The following is a 14,069-nucleotide window of genomic DNA, read 5'->3' on the forward strand; positions in this document are numbered from 1 at the left end:
ACTTTTCCGCCCCTCAGTCGTTGCTGGCGCACCCCGTCGTCACCATGTTGATGAAGGGGTGTCGGAGTTGTCTCGCTCGGAGGGACGGGGGTCTCGGCGACGTGCCCGTGGCTCGCGGACGGTGCCGAGCGGTCGCCGTTTCACGTGAAACGGGATCGCTCTGAAGCGGTCCTGCGGCGAACGCCCTTCCGGGCAGACGAACAGATGCCCCACTGCGCCCCTCTCAGTGAGCCGCTGCCGCCCCGAAGACCGAGAAGGGTGCCTCGGGTCGACTTACTGCTCCGCGAGCGCTCTCGTCGCTCGTGGAGGTCATCAGCCCTCCGGGCTGGCCCTCACGGACTCCGCGCGCCGACGGTGTGCCGGTTGTTCCGCGCGCTCAGCCCCAGGAGACTCGACGCTGCCGCCTCGTGGGCCGGGGCGACCCGCACGGCGTAGGCGGTGCTGGCCTGCCCCCAACTGACACGGGATCTGCGGGCCCTCGCCGATTTCGCAACGGTCGAGCGCTCGTGGCCGTGGCGCAGACATCGGCGATTACTCCCGCGACCTCGCAGGTATGGGCTCCTACCGACATTCGCGGCCGGCCCACGTTGGTTGCGCCGAGTCGACACTAGGCGCTCCGGCCTCACGACTCCTGCGGTTCCAGGACCACGCTGTCACGCCGCGAAGATCCGCCTGAGTCGCTCGACACCGCGCCGCCCAAGCGTCGACCTTCCTGGGCGCTGATCCAGATGCCGCGCCGCCGAGGCGTCCATCGACGAGGTCTGGGCACCGGTACCGCCGAATGCCGGCCATCCCAGTCTTGCGCTGGACACCGCGCCGCCAAGGTGCCCACCCTCCCGGCCAAGTCCAAGGGCGCCGCGCCGCGGTGTCCGCCGTCCCGGCCAGGTCTGGGGACTGCGCCGGCGACGTGCCGACCATCCTGGCCTCGGTCTGGAGCATCGCGCCGCCGACGACATCGACCATCCCGGCCTACCGAACCCTCATCAGCCGCACCGAGACGGCACCGTTCATGCCCCGCCGCCCCGGCACGGCACCTGCGTCCCTGCCGAGCGCCGAAGCCGGGTGGGCCGGCCAGTCGAGAGGAGCGGTTCCTGGCCGCTGGATGAGCGATGCCGTTTCACGTGAAACGAGGACGGATGCGGAACGGCCGCGCACCCCGAGGGGAAGCGCGGCCGTGGGTGGGGACGGGAGGCTCAGTCCTCCGTCTCCTCCTCCTGCGGAACGCCGATGATGCCGACGATCCGCTCCAGGTCGTCCACAGTGGCGAACTCGATCGTGATCTTGCCCTTGCTCCGGCCGATGTCCACCTTCACCCGGGTGTCGAAGCGGTCCGACAGCCGATCGGCGAGATCCGACAGCGCAGGCGCGTGCGGCTTCGGACGACGCTTGGCAGCTTGGCCCTTCGCGGGGCCGTCGTTCAGGGTGAGGGCCACGATCTCCTCGGTCGCCCGTACGGACAGCCCTTCGGCCACGATCCGCAATGCCAACTGCTCCTGGGCCTCCGAGTCGTCGAGGCTCAACAGCGCGCGGGCGTGACCGGCGGACAGGATGCCTGCGGCAACCCGACGCTGCACCTGGGCCGGCAGGTTCAGGAGCCGGATGGTGTTGGAGATCTGCGGCCGGCTGCGGCCGATCCGGCGGGCCAACTCCTCGTGGGTGGCACCGAACTCCTCCAGCAGCTGCTGGTACGCGGCGGCCTCTTCCAACGGGTTCAGGTTGGCCCGATGGATGTTCTCCAGCAGCGCGTCACGGAGCATCGCGTCGTCACGGGTGTCCCGGACGATCGCCGGGATGTTCTCCCGGCCCACCGCCTGGGCGGCCCGCCAACGGCGCTCACCCATCACCAACTCGTACTTCTCGTCGTCGAGCTGGCGCACGACGATCGGCTGCAGGAAGCCGACCTCCTGGATCGAGGTCTTCAGTTCCTCCAGCGCCTCCTCGTCGAAGACCTGGCGGGGCTGCTTCGGGTTCGGCACGATCGCGTCGACCGGGATCTCCGCGAACCGGGCACCCGGCACGGGACTGAGCGTGGACTCGGGCTGCTGGACGGCCGGCACGACGGAAGCCGTCGACTGGGGCCCGACTGTCGCCCCGTCGTCGACGTCAACGTCAACGTGCCCGTTCTCCGGTTCGGCCGTCACGGTGCCGGCGGCACCCGGCACCGGCCCGGTCGGGATGAGCGCCCCCAGGCCCCGTCCCAGACCACCCCGAGGACGGTTCTTCATGCCACGCCTCCCAGCGACTTGTCCCCACTACGCATTCCGGCCCACCGGCTCCTTGACGCCCCGCTCGGCGATCTCCTGGGCAGCCTCGAAGTAGCTCGTGGCGCCCCGCGAACCGGGATCGTAGGTCATCACCGACTGGCCGTAGCTGGGTGCCTCGGAGACCCGCACGTTGCGGGGGATGACCGCTTGGAGGACCTTGTCGCCGAAGTGGTTCCGGACGTCCTGCTCGACCGCGTCCGCGAGGCGGGTACGCCTGTCGTACATGGTCAGCAGGATGGTGGACACGTCGAGCTTCGGGTTGAGGTGTTGCCGCACCAGGTTGATGTTGTTGATCAGCTGGTTGAGCCCTTCCAGGGCGTAGTACTCGCACTGGATCGGGATCAGCACCTCCTGCGCGGCGACCAGGGCGTTGACCGTGAGCAGGCCGAGCGACGGCGGGCAGTCGATGAAGACGTAGTCGAACTGGCCGGGGTAGGCGGCGATCGCGCGGTCGAGGCGCGACTCCCGCGCCACCACCGACACCAGCTCGATCTCCGCCCCGGCGAGGTCGATCGTGGCCGGTACGCACCACAGGTTGGGGATGCCCTCGACCGCCTGCGCCACCTCGGAGAGCGGCACGCTGTTGATCAGACAGTCGTACACGTCGGGGATGCCGGTGTGGTGCGGCACGTTGAGGCCCGTCGAGGCGTTGCCCTGCGGATCGAGGTCGACCACGAGCACCCGGTTGCCATGCAGGGCGAGCGCCACGGCGAGGTTGACAGTGGTCGTGGTCTTACCCACGCCGCCCTTCTGGTTGGCGACGCACATGACCCGGGTCCGGTCCGGTCGAGGCATGGTCACCTCGCCACTGGGATTCAGGATCTGCACGGCGCGCATCGCCTCCATAGCCAACGGTGGGTCATCCTCTTCGCGCGTCGGGGTTTCACGTGAAACGTACGTGGGATCGGCCGCTACCGCAGCCAGCGACTCGGTCGACGCGACCGGTACGTCCGGGACCACCGGCGCCGCATCGCGTGCCGCCGCGGCGGTCGGCTGGTGCGGCACCGCCGGCTCGAAGCGAACCGCCGCAGCCGTGTTCCGCCGGCCGAGCGGCTGTCGCACCTCGGCCGCGTTGACCGGTCGGCTGGGTCCGTCCGATGCTCGACGACCAGCCGTCGGCTCGGGAGTCTCGAGCCCGGCGGGATGAACCGCCGGGTCGTCCCGCGATGCCAGCGGATCGCTGTCCGCCTGAGGGGTGGACGCCCCGGTGGCACCGGGCGACCAGCTGGGGTAGTCGGTTTCACGTGAAACAGGGTCGCTGGTTGACCCGGTCACGCGTGGATCGTCGTACCTGCCGTCGTCATGCACCTGTCATCCCTGCCCGCTTCGGATGGTCGGTCCGCGCCCCGGTCAACTTGGCCACACCCGCTCGCACCCCGGAGCGTACGGCCCCTCGGGAGCGGTCGGAGTCCGCGACGTCCGTCGGCCGCTCCACATTATCGACGCGCGGTCAGCCTACGGCGGACGGGCGCGGCCGGTCCACGTCGGGTTCTCATTCCCTCGTCCATCCGTACCGGTACAACGAGGCAACCCTCCGACCGGACGCCCGATGGCGCGATGGTCAGCGGCGTCGGGCTCGCCCGCCCCGGGAGCGCTTGCTGGCGGCCGGGCGGGCCGGACCGACCATCCGCTCGCGGACGATCTCCACCACGGTCGTGGGCGGGTCGATCACGCCGACCCCACAGAGGTGTACGGCGGCTTCCCCGCCACCGAGCCGCGCCACGACGTCGGCGTGCTCCTCGATCTCGGCGGCAGCGGACGATCCCTTGAGTGCCAGTAGCCGCCCGCCGCGCACGGCGAGCGGGAGGCACCAGGTCGCCAGCCGGTCCAGCGGTGCGACCGCGCGGGCCGTCACCACGTCGCCGCTGATCGGCTCCCGGCCACTCGATCCGCTGGCGGCTTCGTCGGCCCGACCGCGAAACACCCGTACCGACCGGGTCAAGCCGAGCCGTTCGACGACCTCGATCAGGAACGACGTCCGCCGAGCCAGCGGCTCGATCAGAGTGACCGTCAGGTCGGGGCGTGCGATGGCCAGCACCAGACCGGGCAGGCCGGCGCCGGAGCCCACGTCGAGCACGCTCGCTCCGGTCGGAATGCGCTCGACCACCGCGGCGCAGTTGAGGAGATGACGGTCCCAGATCCGGGGCGCCTCGCGCGGGCCGATCAAACCGCGGACCACGCCGTCGGTGGCGAGGATTTCGGCGTACGCGGCGGCCAGGTCGAGCCGGTCACCGAAGAGAGTCAGTGCGGCAGGTGCCAGCTCGGGCGGCAGCGCGACGTCCGACGGCGACGGTGTGCCCTCGGTCGAGGCAGCCGCCGGTGGCGAACCGTCAACGGGGACAGCGGAGGACGGGTCGTAGCCCGTCGGGTCGGTATCGGTTCCGGGGGTGGCACGCCGGACAGCGGACGGCCCGGACGGCGTGCCGCCCGGGCCGGTCACGGTGTCAGCCGTGGTGTCGTCGTGGGTCAACGGAGTCAGTCCGCCGGCCGTACGACGATGCGACGGTTGGGCTCGACGCCCTCCGACTCGCTCTCCACGCCGGCCATGGCGTTGACGACGTCGTGGACGCACTTGCGCTCGAACGCGGACATCGCCTCCAGGCGCACCGGCTCGCCGTACTCCTTGACCTTCTCGACAGCGTTCTTGGCGACGGCGGCGAGTTCCTTACGGCGGTTCGCCCGGTAGCCGCCGACGTCGAGCAGCAGGCGGCTCGGCGTACCGGTCTGCCGGAAGATGGCGAGCCGGGTCAGCTCCTGGAGCGCCTCCAGGGTGGCGCCGCGCTGGCCGACCAGGTTCTGCAGTCGGGCACCGACGACCTCGACCACCGGACGGCCGCCGGCGACCAGCTCGTCGATGTCGCCGTCGTAGTCGAGGATGTCGAGCAGCCCTTCGACGTAGTCGGCCGCGATCTCGCTCTGCCGGAACAGGTCGGACTCTCCCAGGGACTTCTTCTCACGGCCACCGGCGGTGGCCTCGGTCTCGTCGCCGTCGACCTCGTCGGCCTCGGTGTCGTCGCCGTCCACCGCGAGCGTCGCGGTCTCCTCCTCGTCCAGGGACTGCTCGGCGCGGGGGATGCTGGTCTCGGTCACGGTCTCATCTCCGTACTCGCTCGGCCGGACCGTCGGGTCCGCTGGTTTCCCGGGGCCGGCGGGAGGTCGCCGGTGCCCACGGGCACGTCTGTACGGGCAGTGTCGCCCGTGACCGCGGCCTGCGCGGTCGGTTCCGCCCGGCGCCGGCCGTACGGCGGCTGCGCGGTGCGGGGTCGGGCCGCCGTCGGTTGCCCGACGGCGGCCCTACGGGGGTCAGCCCTGCCGCTTGGCCGGGCGGCTCTTCTTCGGGTTGGCCGGCTTGGCGCCCGGCTTCGGGCCCGCCACCTTCGGGGCGGTCGCCTTGACCGGGGCCACGGGGGCGGCCTTGCCGCGACCGAACAGGCCGCCCGACTTGGCGGGCTGCACCGGCCCGCGAGTGGCGGCGGGAGCGGCTGCCTTCTTGGCGGTCACCGGCGGCGGGAACTTCCGCAGCACCCACTGCTGCTGCCCGAGCGTGAAGAGGTTGTTCGTGACCCAGTAGATGATGACGCCGATCGGGAAGATCGAGCCGGAGATCAACAGCGACGCGGGGATGCCGTAGAGCATCAGTCGCTGGATCATCCGCTGCTGCGGGTCCTCAGCCCAACCGGTCTTGAGGATCATCTGGCGGCTGGTCAGGTAGGTGGTGGCGATCATGACCAGGACCAGGACACCAGCGATGATCTTGACCGTGGTGCCGTTGGCGCCGAGACGGGCCAGCTCGTCGGCGCTGGAGCCGAACTTGCCGGCGATCGGGGCGGTGAAGAGCTTGGCGTTCGACGCGCTGTCGAACTGCTCGACAGTCCAGCCGTAGAGCGTCTTGCTCTGCTTGGCCGGGTCGAGGCGGCGCAGCACGTGGAAGAGGCCGAGGAAGACCGGGATCTGGAGGAACATCGGAAGGCAGCCCATGAGCGGGTTGGCCTTTTCCTTCCGGTACAGCTCCATCATCTCTTTCTGGAGCGTCTCCCGGTCACCCTTGTGCTTCTCCTGCAGCTCCTTGACCTTGGGCTGCAGCGCCTGCATCGCCCGCTGGGACTTGATCTGCTTGACGAAGACCGGGAACAGGATCACCCGGACGGAGACCACCAGGAAGACGATGGCCAGGATCCAGGCGAAGTTGGTGCCGATCACCGCGTCGACGGGCACCCCGATGGCGTCCCAGGCGGAGTGCCAGGTCAGCAGGATCCACGAAATCGCGTAGTAGATCCAGTCGAGACTCAATTCGGTGCTCCAGTCACATCGGCACGGCGGCGACCGCCCGGCTCCGGCACCGGGTCATGTCCACCAGGGTGGAAGGGGTGGCAGCGCAACAGCCGCCGGACCGCCAGCGCGGCTCCCCGGAGCGCGCCGTGCCGGGCCACCGCCTCCTGGGCGTACGCACTGCACGACGGGTAGAACCGACAGCGAGCCGGCAGTGCCGGACTTATCCACCGACGGTACGCGATGATGGGCGCGATCAGCACCCTGGCACCGGTTGACGTCGGGCGCGTGGCGGTCGGGTCGGTGCTCACCGGGACCGCCTCTCCCGGGGCGTCCGGGCGACCGCGATGGCGGAGTCCAGGTCCGTGGCGAGCCGGGGGTACGAGGCGCCAGCCGCGGCGGGAAGCGCCCGGACGACAAGGGTGCTGCCGGCGGGCAGCGCGCCGAGCCGCTCCCGGACCAACGCCCGCAGTCGACGCCGGACCTTGTTACGGACCACCGCGTTGCCGACGGCCTTGGACACGACGAAGCCGGCGCGGGCCGGCGCGGAGGGCTGCTCCGCAACGGTGTCCCGCGCCGGCTCCGGCGAGGTCGTTGTGCTGGTCCCGGTGGTCGACGGCATGGTCAGGTGGACCACGATCGCGCCTCGGCCGACGCGTCGGCCACCGCGAACCGCTGCGGCGAAGTCAGTGCTACGCCGCAGTCGCTGTGCGGCGGCCAGCACGACTGCCCACGTCCCCCGGACCGGCCCGGTCGGCTCAGGCCGACAGGGTGGTGCGACCCTTGGCGCGGCGGCTCGAGAGGATGGCACGGCCGGCACGGGTGCGCATGCGCAGCCGGAAGCCGTGGGTCTTCGCGCGCCGGCGGTTGTTCGGCTGGTAGGTGCGCTTGCTCACGTCAGGCTCTCCGTTTTCGTACGCGCCCCGCGCGACGGGATCGCCGGGGTCGTGGGGTGGTCCAGGCCACCTCGACGGTGGCCACCGATCGGTGCTGCCCTGCGGAGCCGAACCTCGAAGGTGCGGGGATGCGACCGCGGACAGCAAGCACCCATCACCCTAGCAGAGGACGAGAGAGCAGCCGCTCCAGCCTACGCAGGGGTGCAATGACCGTCAAACACCCACAGCGGGGGACAACGGGACGCGCCCGGGACCGAAGGGGCGCTTTTCGCTGATGCCGACAAGGCCGCTGCCGCGTCGCCGGTTGATGGGGCAGGGACAACGCTGTTACCGTGCCCGATTGCGGTGAGCGTCGGAAGCTCCGGTCGTCGCGCGCAGGCAAGACCGGACACGCTGGTGAATCGTTCGGCACGGTGAACCCGCTTCAGCGCACGTCCAGGCAGGGGGCAGGTCCCACCCGCGCCCGGCGGGCGACCACAATCGGTCGGTACACAGGCTGTGGATAACCTGTGGACGACCGCTGGTCAGCTGTCCGGGTGGGTGTTGTTCCACCCGCGCACGCGGCGGGCCCGGGACGGCCGGCTGGCAGACAGCGGCGGCCGGGAGCAGAGGCGAGGGGGTGGCACGACGGTGGCCGGTACGACCGACCTTGCCGCGGTGTGGTTGGCGGCGACCGACGAGCTCGCCGACGAGATCATCTCCGCCCAGCAGCGCGCCTACCTCCGGCTGACCCGGCTCCGGGCGATCGTCGAGGACACCGCGCTGCTCTCCGTACCGGACGCGTTCACCCGGGACGTGATCGAGTCGCGGCTCCGCCCGGCGATCACCGAGGCGCTGACCCGCCGGCTCGGCCGACCGATCCAGGTGGCCGTGACGGTGCGGGTGGCCGAGGACGCCACCGGACGCCCGGCCGGCACGGTCTACCGCAGTACTCCCGAGCCGGGTCTGCTCGACGTCGAGGACCCGCCGTCCGCCCCGCTCGGCGACGAGTACACCGGACGGCCCGCGGCCGACGAGTACACCGGACGGCCCGCCGCCGACGAGGCCATCGGTGAGCAGCAGCGCCCGCCCGCGACCGCCGTACCGCCGCAGCCGGCGGGCCCGCCTCCCGCGCCGGCCGTCGACGGGCACCGGTCCGGTCTGATCCCCGCCAGTCGGGACGGGCAGGAGGCCCTCTTCAGCGCGGCCTTCGTCGAGCCGATGCGGTCGCCCCGACCGGCGCCCGAGCGGCGTGGGTACGACGAGCAGGCCGCCCGCCTCGACCCGCCCGGCCCGGACACCCGGCCGTACGAACCCCGCTACCGCGAGGACGCCGCGTCCCCCCGGGACCAGCACGTGATCCGTTCGCTGCCCCGCGACGGTGCGACGGACAGCGGTCCGGGCCGCAGTGGGATGGAACACCGCGCGGGCGGACGCGACGACCGCCGGCTGCCCGGCGCCGACACCGGCGGCAACCGGCTGAACCCGAAGTACATGTTCGAGACGTTCGTCATCGGCTCGTCCAACCGGTTCGCCCACGCGGCGAGCGTGGCGGTGGCCGAGTCGCCGGCGAAGGCGTACAACCCGCTGTTCATCTACGGCAGCTCGGGGTTGGGCAAGACGCACCTGCTGCACGCGATCGGGCACTACGCCACGACGCTCGGCAACGCCCGGTCGGTGCGGTACGTCTCGACCGAGGAGTTCACCAACGACTTCATCAACTCGCTGCGGGACGACAAGACCAGTGCGTTCCAGCGGCGCTACCGCGACGTCGACATCCTGCTGATCGACGACATCCAGTTCCTGGAGAACCGCGAGCGTACGCAGGAGGAGTTCTTCCACACCTTCAACACCCTGCACAACGCCAACAAGCAGATCGTCATCACCTCGGACCGGTCGCCGAAGCAGTTGGCGACGCTTGAGGACCGGCTGCGGACCCGCTTCGAGTGGGGCCTGCTCGCGGACATCCAGCCACCGGATCTGGAGACGCGGATCGCGATCCTGCAGAAGAAGGCGGCGCAGGAGCGGCTGTACGCCCCGCCGGACGTGCTGGAGTTCATCGCCTCGCGGGTGTCGAACTCGATCCGGGAGTTGGAGGGCGCGCTGATCCGGGTGACCGCGTTCGCGAGCCTGACCCGGTCGACGGTCGAGCTGTCCCTGGCCGAGGAGGTGTTGCGGGACTTCATCCCGGACGGCGCCGGCCCGGAGATCACTGCGGACCAGATCATGGTCTCCACTGCCGACTACTTCGGGGTGAGCCTGGAGGACCTGCGTGGCCAGTCCCGCTCCCGGGTGCTGGTGAACGCCCGCCAGGTGGCCATGTACCTGTGTCGGGAGCTGACCGAGTTGTCGTTGCCCCGGATCGGGCAGGCGTTCGGCGGCCGGGACCACACCACCGTCATGCACGCGGACCGCAAGATCCGGCAGCAGATGGCCGAGCGGCGTTCGCTCTACAACCAGATCGCCGAGCTGACCAACCGGATCAAGCAGAACACCTGAGGGGTACGCCCGCACGACGCGGCGGACACGCCCGGCCGGAGATCCGGCCGGGCGTTCTTTTTTTCGTCTCCGGCGGGCCTCGGCTGACCTCCCGGGGCGGCTTCGGCTTGACCCTCGACATGGTGCAGGCCACAGGATCGACGCCGTGACCACCTTGATACTCACTCGTTGTCCACAGCTCGTTGTCCACCGTCGGTGGATAACTACGGTCCGTCCTCCGCCAGTTACCCACAGGCTGTGGAGAAACCCTGTGTACGACGCTGTGGACGGCTGGGGACAACGACGTCGTTGTCCACCGATGATCGTCGACCTGTGTACGAGCTGTTGAAGGTTCTGGGGACAACAGCAATGGTGATCTTCCCGGTCGTCCACAGGCATGGGGAGAAAGTCGGTGGATTACCGGTGGACAACCGGTGGACAACGGTGGACAACCAGCCGTCGTCGCCGGGCTGTGGACACACGAGGCAGTTGTACCCCCGGTTCTCCACAGCCAACTCACCGGTGGATAACCTGTCTGAGCTGCGCAGACCCGAGTTCTCCACAGTTTGCACAGGTGCGATGAAGACGATGGGTTATCTCTTCTAAGAGAACAAAAACCAATCATCACCGTTGGGCTTTCTGTGGATCGGGCCGAACGCTGCCGGACAGGCCGGTCAGCATCGACACGATCCACGGGGTCGGGCGCACAGCCGATGTCCCCGCGCCCTAAGGTGCGATGGGTACCCGCACGGTCGGGCGGGACGGTAGGCAGCGGTCGGCATGAGAGAGTTGTCGCTGACGTCGACGCGGAGGCATTGATGAAGTTCCGAGTGGAGCGCGACGCGCTCGCCGAGGCCGTGGCGTGGACCGCGAAGAGCCTGCCGAACCGGCCATCCGTACCGGTGCTCGCCGGGGTGATGCTCCGCGTCACCGACGGCAACCTGCGGGTCTCCGGCTTCGACTACGAGGTCTCCAGTCAGGTGACCGTCGAGGTGCAGGGTGACGCCGACGGCGCCGCGCTGGTCTCCGGCCGCCTGCTCGCCGAGATCACCAAGGCGCTGCCGGCCAAGCCGGTCGACATCGCCGCGGTCGGCGCCCACCTCGAGCTGGTCTGCGGCAGCGCCCGGTTCACCCTGCCCACCATGCCGGTGGAGGACTACCCGGCCCTGCCCGAGATGCCGCAGAGCGCCGGCACCGTCGACGCCGCGGCGTTCGCCACAGCGGTCTCCCAGGTGGCCATCGCCGCCGGCCGGGACGAGACGCTGCCGATGATGACCGGCGTCCGCGTCGAGCTCTCCGGCAGCACGCTGTCGATGCTCGCCACCGACAGGTACCGGCTGGCGCTGCGCGAGATCCAGTGGCGGCCCGACGATCCCGACGTGAGCATCAACGCCCTAGTGCCGGCCCGCACCCTGAACGACACCGCCAAGGCGCTCGGCCCGCTGGGTGGCGAGGTCACCCTCGCGCTCGCTCAGGGCGCGGCGGGCGAGGGCATGGTCGGCCTCGCCGGCGGCACCCGCCGCACCACCAGCCGGCTGCTCGACGGCGCGAACTACCCGCCGGTGCGCTCGCTCTTCCCGGCCACCCACAACGCCGAGGCCCGGGTGTCGGTCAGCACCCTGATCGAGGTCGTCAAGCGGGTCGCCCTGGTGGCCGAGCGCACCACTCCGGTGCTGCTCAGCTTCAGCGCCGACGGGCTGGTGGTCGAGGCCGGCGGCTCCGAGGAGGCGCGGGCGAGCGAGGCGATGGAGGCCACCTTCACCGGTGACGCGCTGACCATCGGCTTCAACCCGCAGTACCTCATCGACGGCTTGGCGAACCTGGGTTCGCAGACCGCCGTGCTGTCGTTCGTCGACGCCTTCAAACCCGCGGTGATCTCACCCGCCGGCGAGGATGGCGAGGCCATTCCGGGGTATCGGTACCTCATCATGCCGATCCGCGTGTCTCGCTGATCGCGCCAAGCAACACCCAGATCCACGGAGGTAGGAACAGATGCAGCTCGGCCTGGTAGGACTCGGCCGGATGGGCGGCAACATGCGCGAGCGGTTGCGGGCTGCCGGCCACGAGGTGGTCGGATTCGATCACAACCCGCAGCTGAGCGACGCGGCAAGCCTCGCCGAGCTGGCGCAGAAGCTGGAATCGCCGCGGGCGGTCTGGGTCATGGTGCCCGCCGGCGTCACCGACGCCACGATCGACGAACTCGCCGGGGTGCTCGGCGACGGCGACATCATCATCGACGGCGGCAACTCCCGCTTCAGCGACGACGCTCCCCGGGCCGAGCGGTTGAACGAGCGCGGCATCGGCTACGTGGACGTCGGCGTCTCCGGTGGCGTCTGGGGCCGGCAGAACGGCTACGGGCTGATGGTCGGCGGCGCGCAGGAGCACGTCGACCGGCTCATGCCGATCTTCCAGGCGCTCAAGCCGGAGGGCGAGTTCGGTTTCGTGCACGCCGGCCCGGTCGGTGCCGGGCACTACTCGAAGATGGTGCACAACGGCATCGAGTACGGCCTCATGCACGCCTACGCCGAGGGCTACGAGCTGTTGCACGCCTCCGAGCTGGTGACCAACGTCCCGGGCGTGTTCAAGTCCTGGCGCGAGGGCACCGTGGTCCGCTCCTGGCTGCTCGACCTGCTGGACCGGGCCCTCGACGAGGACCCGGAGCTGGCCGACCTGAGCGGCTACACGGAGGACACCGGCGAGGGTCGCTGGACCGTCGACGAGGCGGTCCGGCTCGCCGTCCCGCTGAACGTCATCACCGCCGCCCTGTTCGCCCGGTTCGCCTCCCGGCAGGACGACTCACCCGCCATGAAGGCCGTCTCCGCGCTGCGCCAGCAGTTCGGTGGCCACGCCGTCCACAAGCGCTGAGCGGTATCCACATCCTGTGTACGTCCACCGGCTGGAACTGGTCGACTTCCGCTCGTACGAGCGGGTCGCCGTCGACCTCCAGCCGGGGGCGAACGTCCTGATCGGCGCCAACGGCGTCGGCAAGACCAACCTCGTCGAGGCGCTCGGCTACGTGGCGACCCTGGATTCGCACCGGGTCGCCACGGACGCGCCGCTGGTCCGGATGGGCGCCACCTCGGCGGTGATCCGCTGCGCGGTGGTCCACGACGGTCGCGAACTCCTCGTCGAGCTGGAGATCGTGCCCGGCCGGGCCAACCGGGCGCGGCTGGGCCGCTCCCCGGCTCGGCGGGCCCGGGACGTGCTCGGCGCCCTGCGACTGGTCCTCTTCGCGCCGGAGGACCTGGAGCTGGTCCGTGGCGACCCGGCCGAGCGCCGCCGCTACCTGGACGACCTCCTGGTCAACCGGCAGCCCCGCTACGCGGGCGTACGGGCCGACTACGAGCGGGTCGTCAAGCAGCGCAACGCTCTGCTGCGCACCGCGTACCTCGCCCGCAAGACCGGTGGCTCCCGGGGCGGTGACCTCGGCACCCTCGCCGTCTGGGACACCCACCTGGCCCAGCACGGCGCGGAGCTGCTCGCCGGGCGGCTGGAGCTGGTCGCCGCGCTCACTCCGCACGTCGCCAAGGCGTACGACGCGGTGGCCGCCGGGCGGGGCGCGGCAGGTATCGCCTACCGGCCGTCGATCGAGCTGGCCGAGCCGACCACCGACCGGGCCGCGTTGGCCGAGGCGCTGACCACCGCGCTCGCCGCCTCGCGGACCGCGGAGATCGAACGGGGGACCACCCTCGTCGGGCCGCACCGCGACGAGCTGGCCCTGTCTCTCGGGCCGCTCCCTGCCAAGGGGTACGCCAGCCACGGCGAGTCCTGGTCCTTCGCGCTCGCGCTGCGGCTGGCCGGGTACGACCTGCTGCGCGCCGACGGTATCGAGCCGGTCCTGGTGCTCGATGACGTCTTCGCCGAGCTGGACACCGGGCGGCGGGAGCGGCTGGCGGAGCTGGTCGGCGGGGCGAGCCAGCTGCTGGTCACCTGCGCCGTGGACGACGACGTGCCGGCCGCGCTGCGCGGCACCCGCTATCAGGTAGGCGAGGGGACGGTACGCCGTGTCGGATGAACCGGACGCCAGGCGGTCAGGCGCCAACCGCACCGGCAGCGGCCGGCCGGCCGGTGACGCCGCGAGCGCGCGTACCGCGAGGTCGGGAGCGACCGGAGGCGGTGCCGGCGGCCCGGACGCGGCCGGAAGCGGCGCGGCCGGTGTCGACGGCGGCGGGCCGGCGGACGG

11 protein-coding genes and 1 pseudogene are annotated in these 14,069 nt (G+C 70.8%); 4 read left to right on the top strand and 8 right to left on the bottom strand.

Annotation, left to right across the window (positions count from 1 at the left end):
- Nucleotides 1-1,193 precede the first annotated feature (1,193 nt).
- The 8 genes and pseudogenes from B0E54_RS25850 to rpmH all read right to left on the bottom strand — a co-directional run.
- Nucleotides 1,194-2,030: pseudogene (locus B0E54_RS25850) on the bottom strand (ParB/RepB/Spo0J family partition protein); the annotation flags it as partial.
- Between the two features lie 222 nt (nt 2,031-2,252).
- Nucleotides 2,253-3,326 (bottom strand): ParA family protein, encoded by a 1,074-nt coding sequence (locus B0E54_RS25855; RefSeq protein ID WP_374109318.1) that lies wholly within the window; start codon nt 3,324-3,326, stop codon nt 2,253-2,255.
- Nucleotides 3,327-3,825: 499 nt separating this feature from the next.
- Nucleotides 3,826-4,536, bottom strand: a complete 711-nt coding sequence (rsmG, locus tag B0E54_RS25860; protein WP_308195401.1) for a 16S rRNA (guanine(527)-N(7))-methyltransferase RsmG — start codon at nt 4,534-4,536, stop codon at nt 3,826-3,828.
- Between the two features lie 203 nt (nt 4,537-4,739).
- Nucleotides 4,740-5,288, bottom strand: coding sequence for a protein jag (locus B0E54_RS25865; RefSeq protein WP_374109319.1), 549 nt, complete (start codon nt 5,286-5,288; stop codon nt 4,740-4,742).
- Between the two features lie 279 nt (nt 5,289-5,567).
- Nucleotides 5,568-6,554, bottom strand: coding sequence for a membrane protein insertase YidC (gene yidC / locus B0E54_RS25870; protein ID WP_234588694.1), 987 nt, complete (start codon nt 6,552-6,554; stop codon nt 5,568-5,570).
- Nucleotides 6,551-6,844 carry a membrane protein insertion efficiency factor YidD gene (yidD, locus tag B0E54_RS25875; RefSeq protein WP_007453899.1) on the bottom strand — a complete coding sequence of 98 codons (294 nt, stop codon included), beginning with the start codon at nt 6,842-6,844 and terminating at the stop codon, nt 6,551-6,553. Before yidD ends, yidC begins: the two co-directional genes overlap by 4 nt.
- Nucleotides 6,841-7,257, bottom strand: coding sequence for a ribonuclease P protein component (rnpA, locus tag B0E54_RS25880; protein WP_234588695.1), 417 nt, complete (start codon nt 7,255-7,257; stop codon nt 6,841-6,843). Before rnpA ends, yidD begins: the two co-directional genes overlap by 4 nt.
- Nucleotides 7,258-7,291: 34 nt before the next feature.
- Complete coding sequence (gene rpmH / locus B0E54_RS25885; protein WP_007453904.1) at nt 7,292-7,429, bottom strand: 50S ribosomal protein L34; 138 nt, start codon at nt 7,427-7,429, stop codon at nt 7,292-7,294.
- A gap of 657 nt (nt 7,430-8,086) precedes the next feature.
- Here rpmH and dnaA point away from each other — a divergent pair.
- The 4 genes from dnaA (at nt 8,087) to recF (ending at nt 13,901) form a co-directional block, all read left to right on the top strand.
- Nucleotides 8,087-9,907 (top strand): chromosomal replication initiator protein DnaA, encoded by a 1,821-nt coding sequence (dnaA, locus tag B0E54_RS25890; RefSeq protein WP_234588703.1) that lies wholly within the window; start codon nt 8,087-8,089, stop codon nt 9,905-9,907.
- Nucleotides 9,908-10,704: 797 nt separating this feature from the next.
- Nucleotides 10,705-11,838, top strand: a complete 1,134-nt coding sequence (gene dnaN, locus B0E54_RS25895; RefSeq protein WP_234588696.1) for a DNA polymerase III subunit beta — start codon at nt 10,705-10,707, stop codon at nt 11,836-11,838.
- Between the two features lie 40 nt (nt 11,839-11,878).
- Nucleotides 11,879-12,751: a phosphogluconate dehydrogenase (NAD(+)-dependent, decarboxylating) gene (gene gnd / locus B0E54_RS25900; RefSeq protein ID WP_234588698.1), complete on the top strand. Its 873-nt coding sequence runs from the start codon at nt 11,879-11,881 to the stop codon at nt 12,749-12,751.
- A 16-nt stretch (nt 12,752-12,767) separates the two neighbouring features.
- Nucleotides 12,768-13,901, top strand: a complete 1,134-nt coding sequence (gene recF / locus B0E54_RS25905) for a DNA replication/repair protein RecF (protein ID WP_234588700.1) — start codon at nt 12,768-12,770, stop codon at nt 13,899-13,901.
- Nucleotides 13,902-14,069 lie beyond the last annotated feature (168 nt).

It is taken from the genome of Micromonospora sp. MH99 (assembly GCF_021442385.1).
Classification (GTDB): domain Bacteria; phylum Actinomycetota; class Actinomycetes; order Mycobacteriales; family Micromonosporaceae; genus Micromonospora.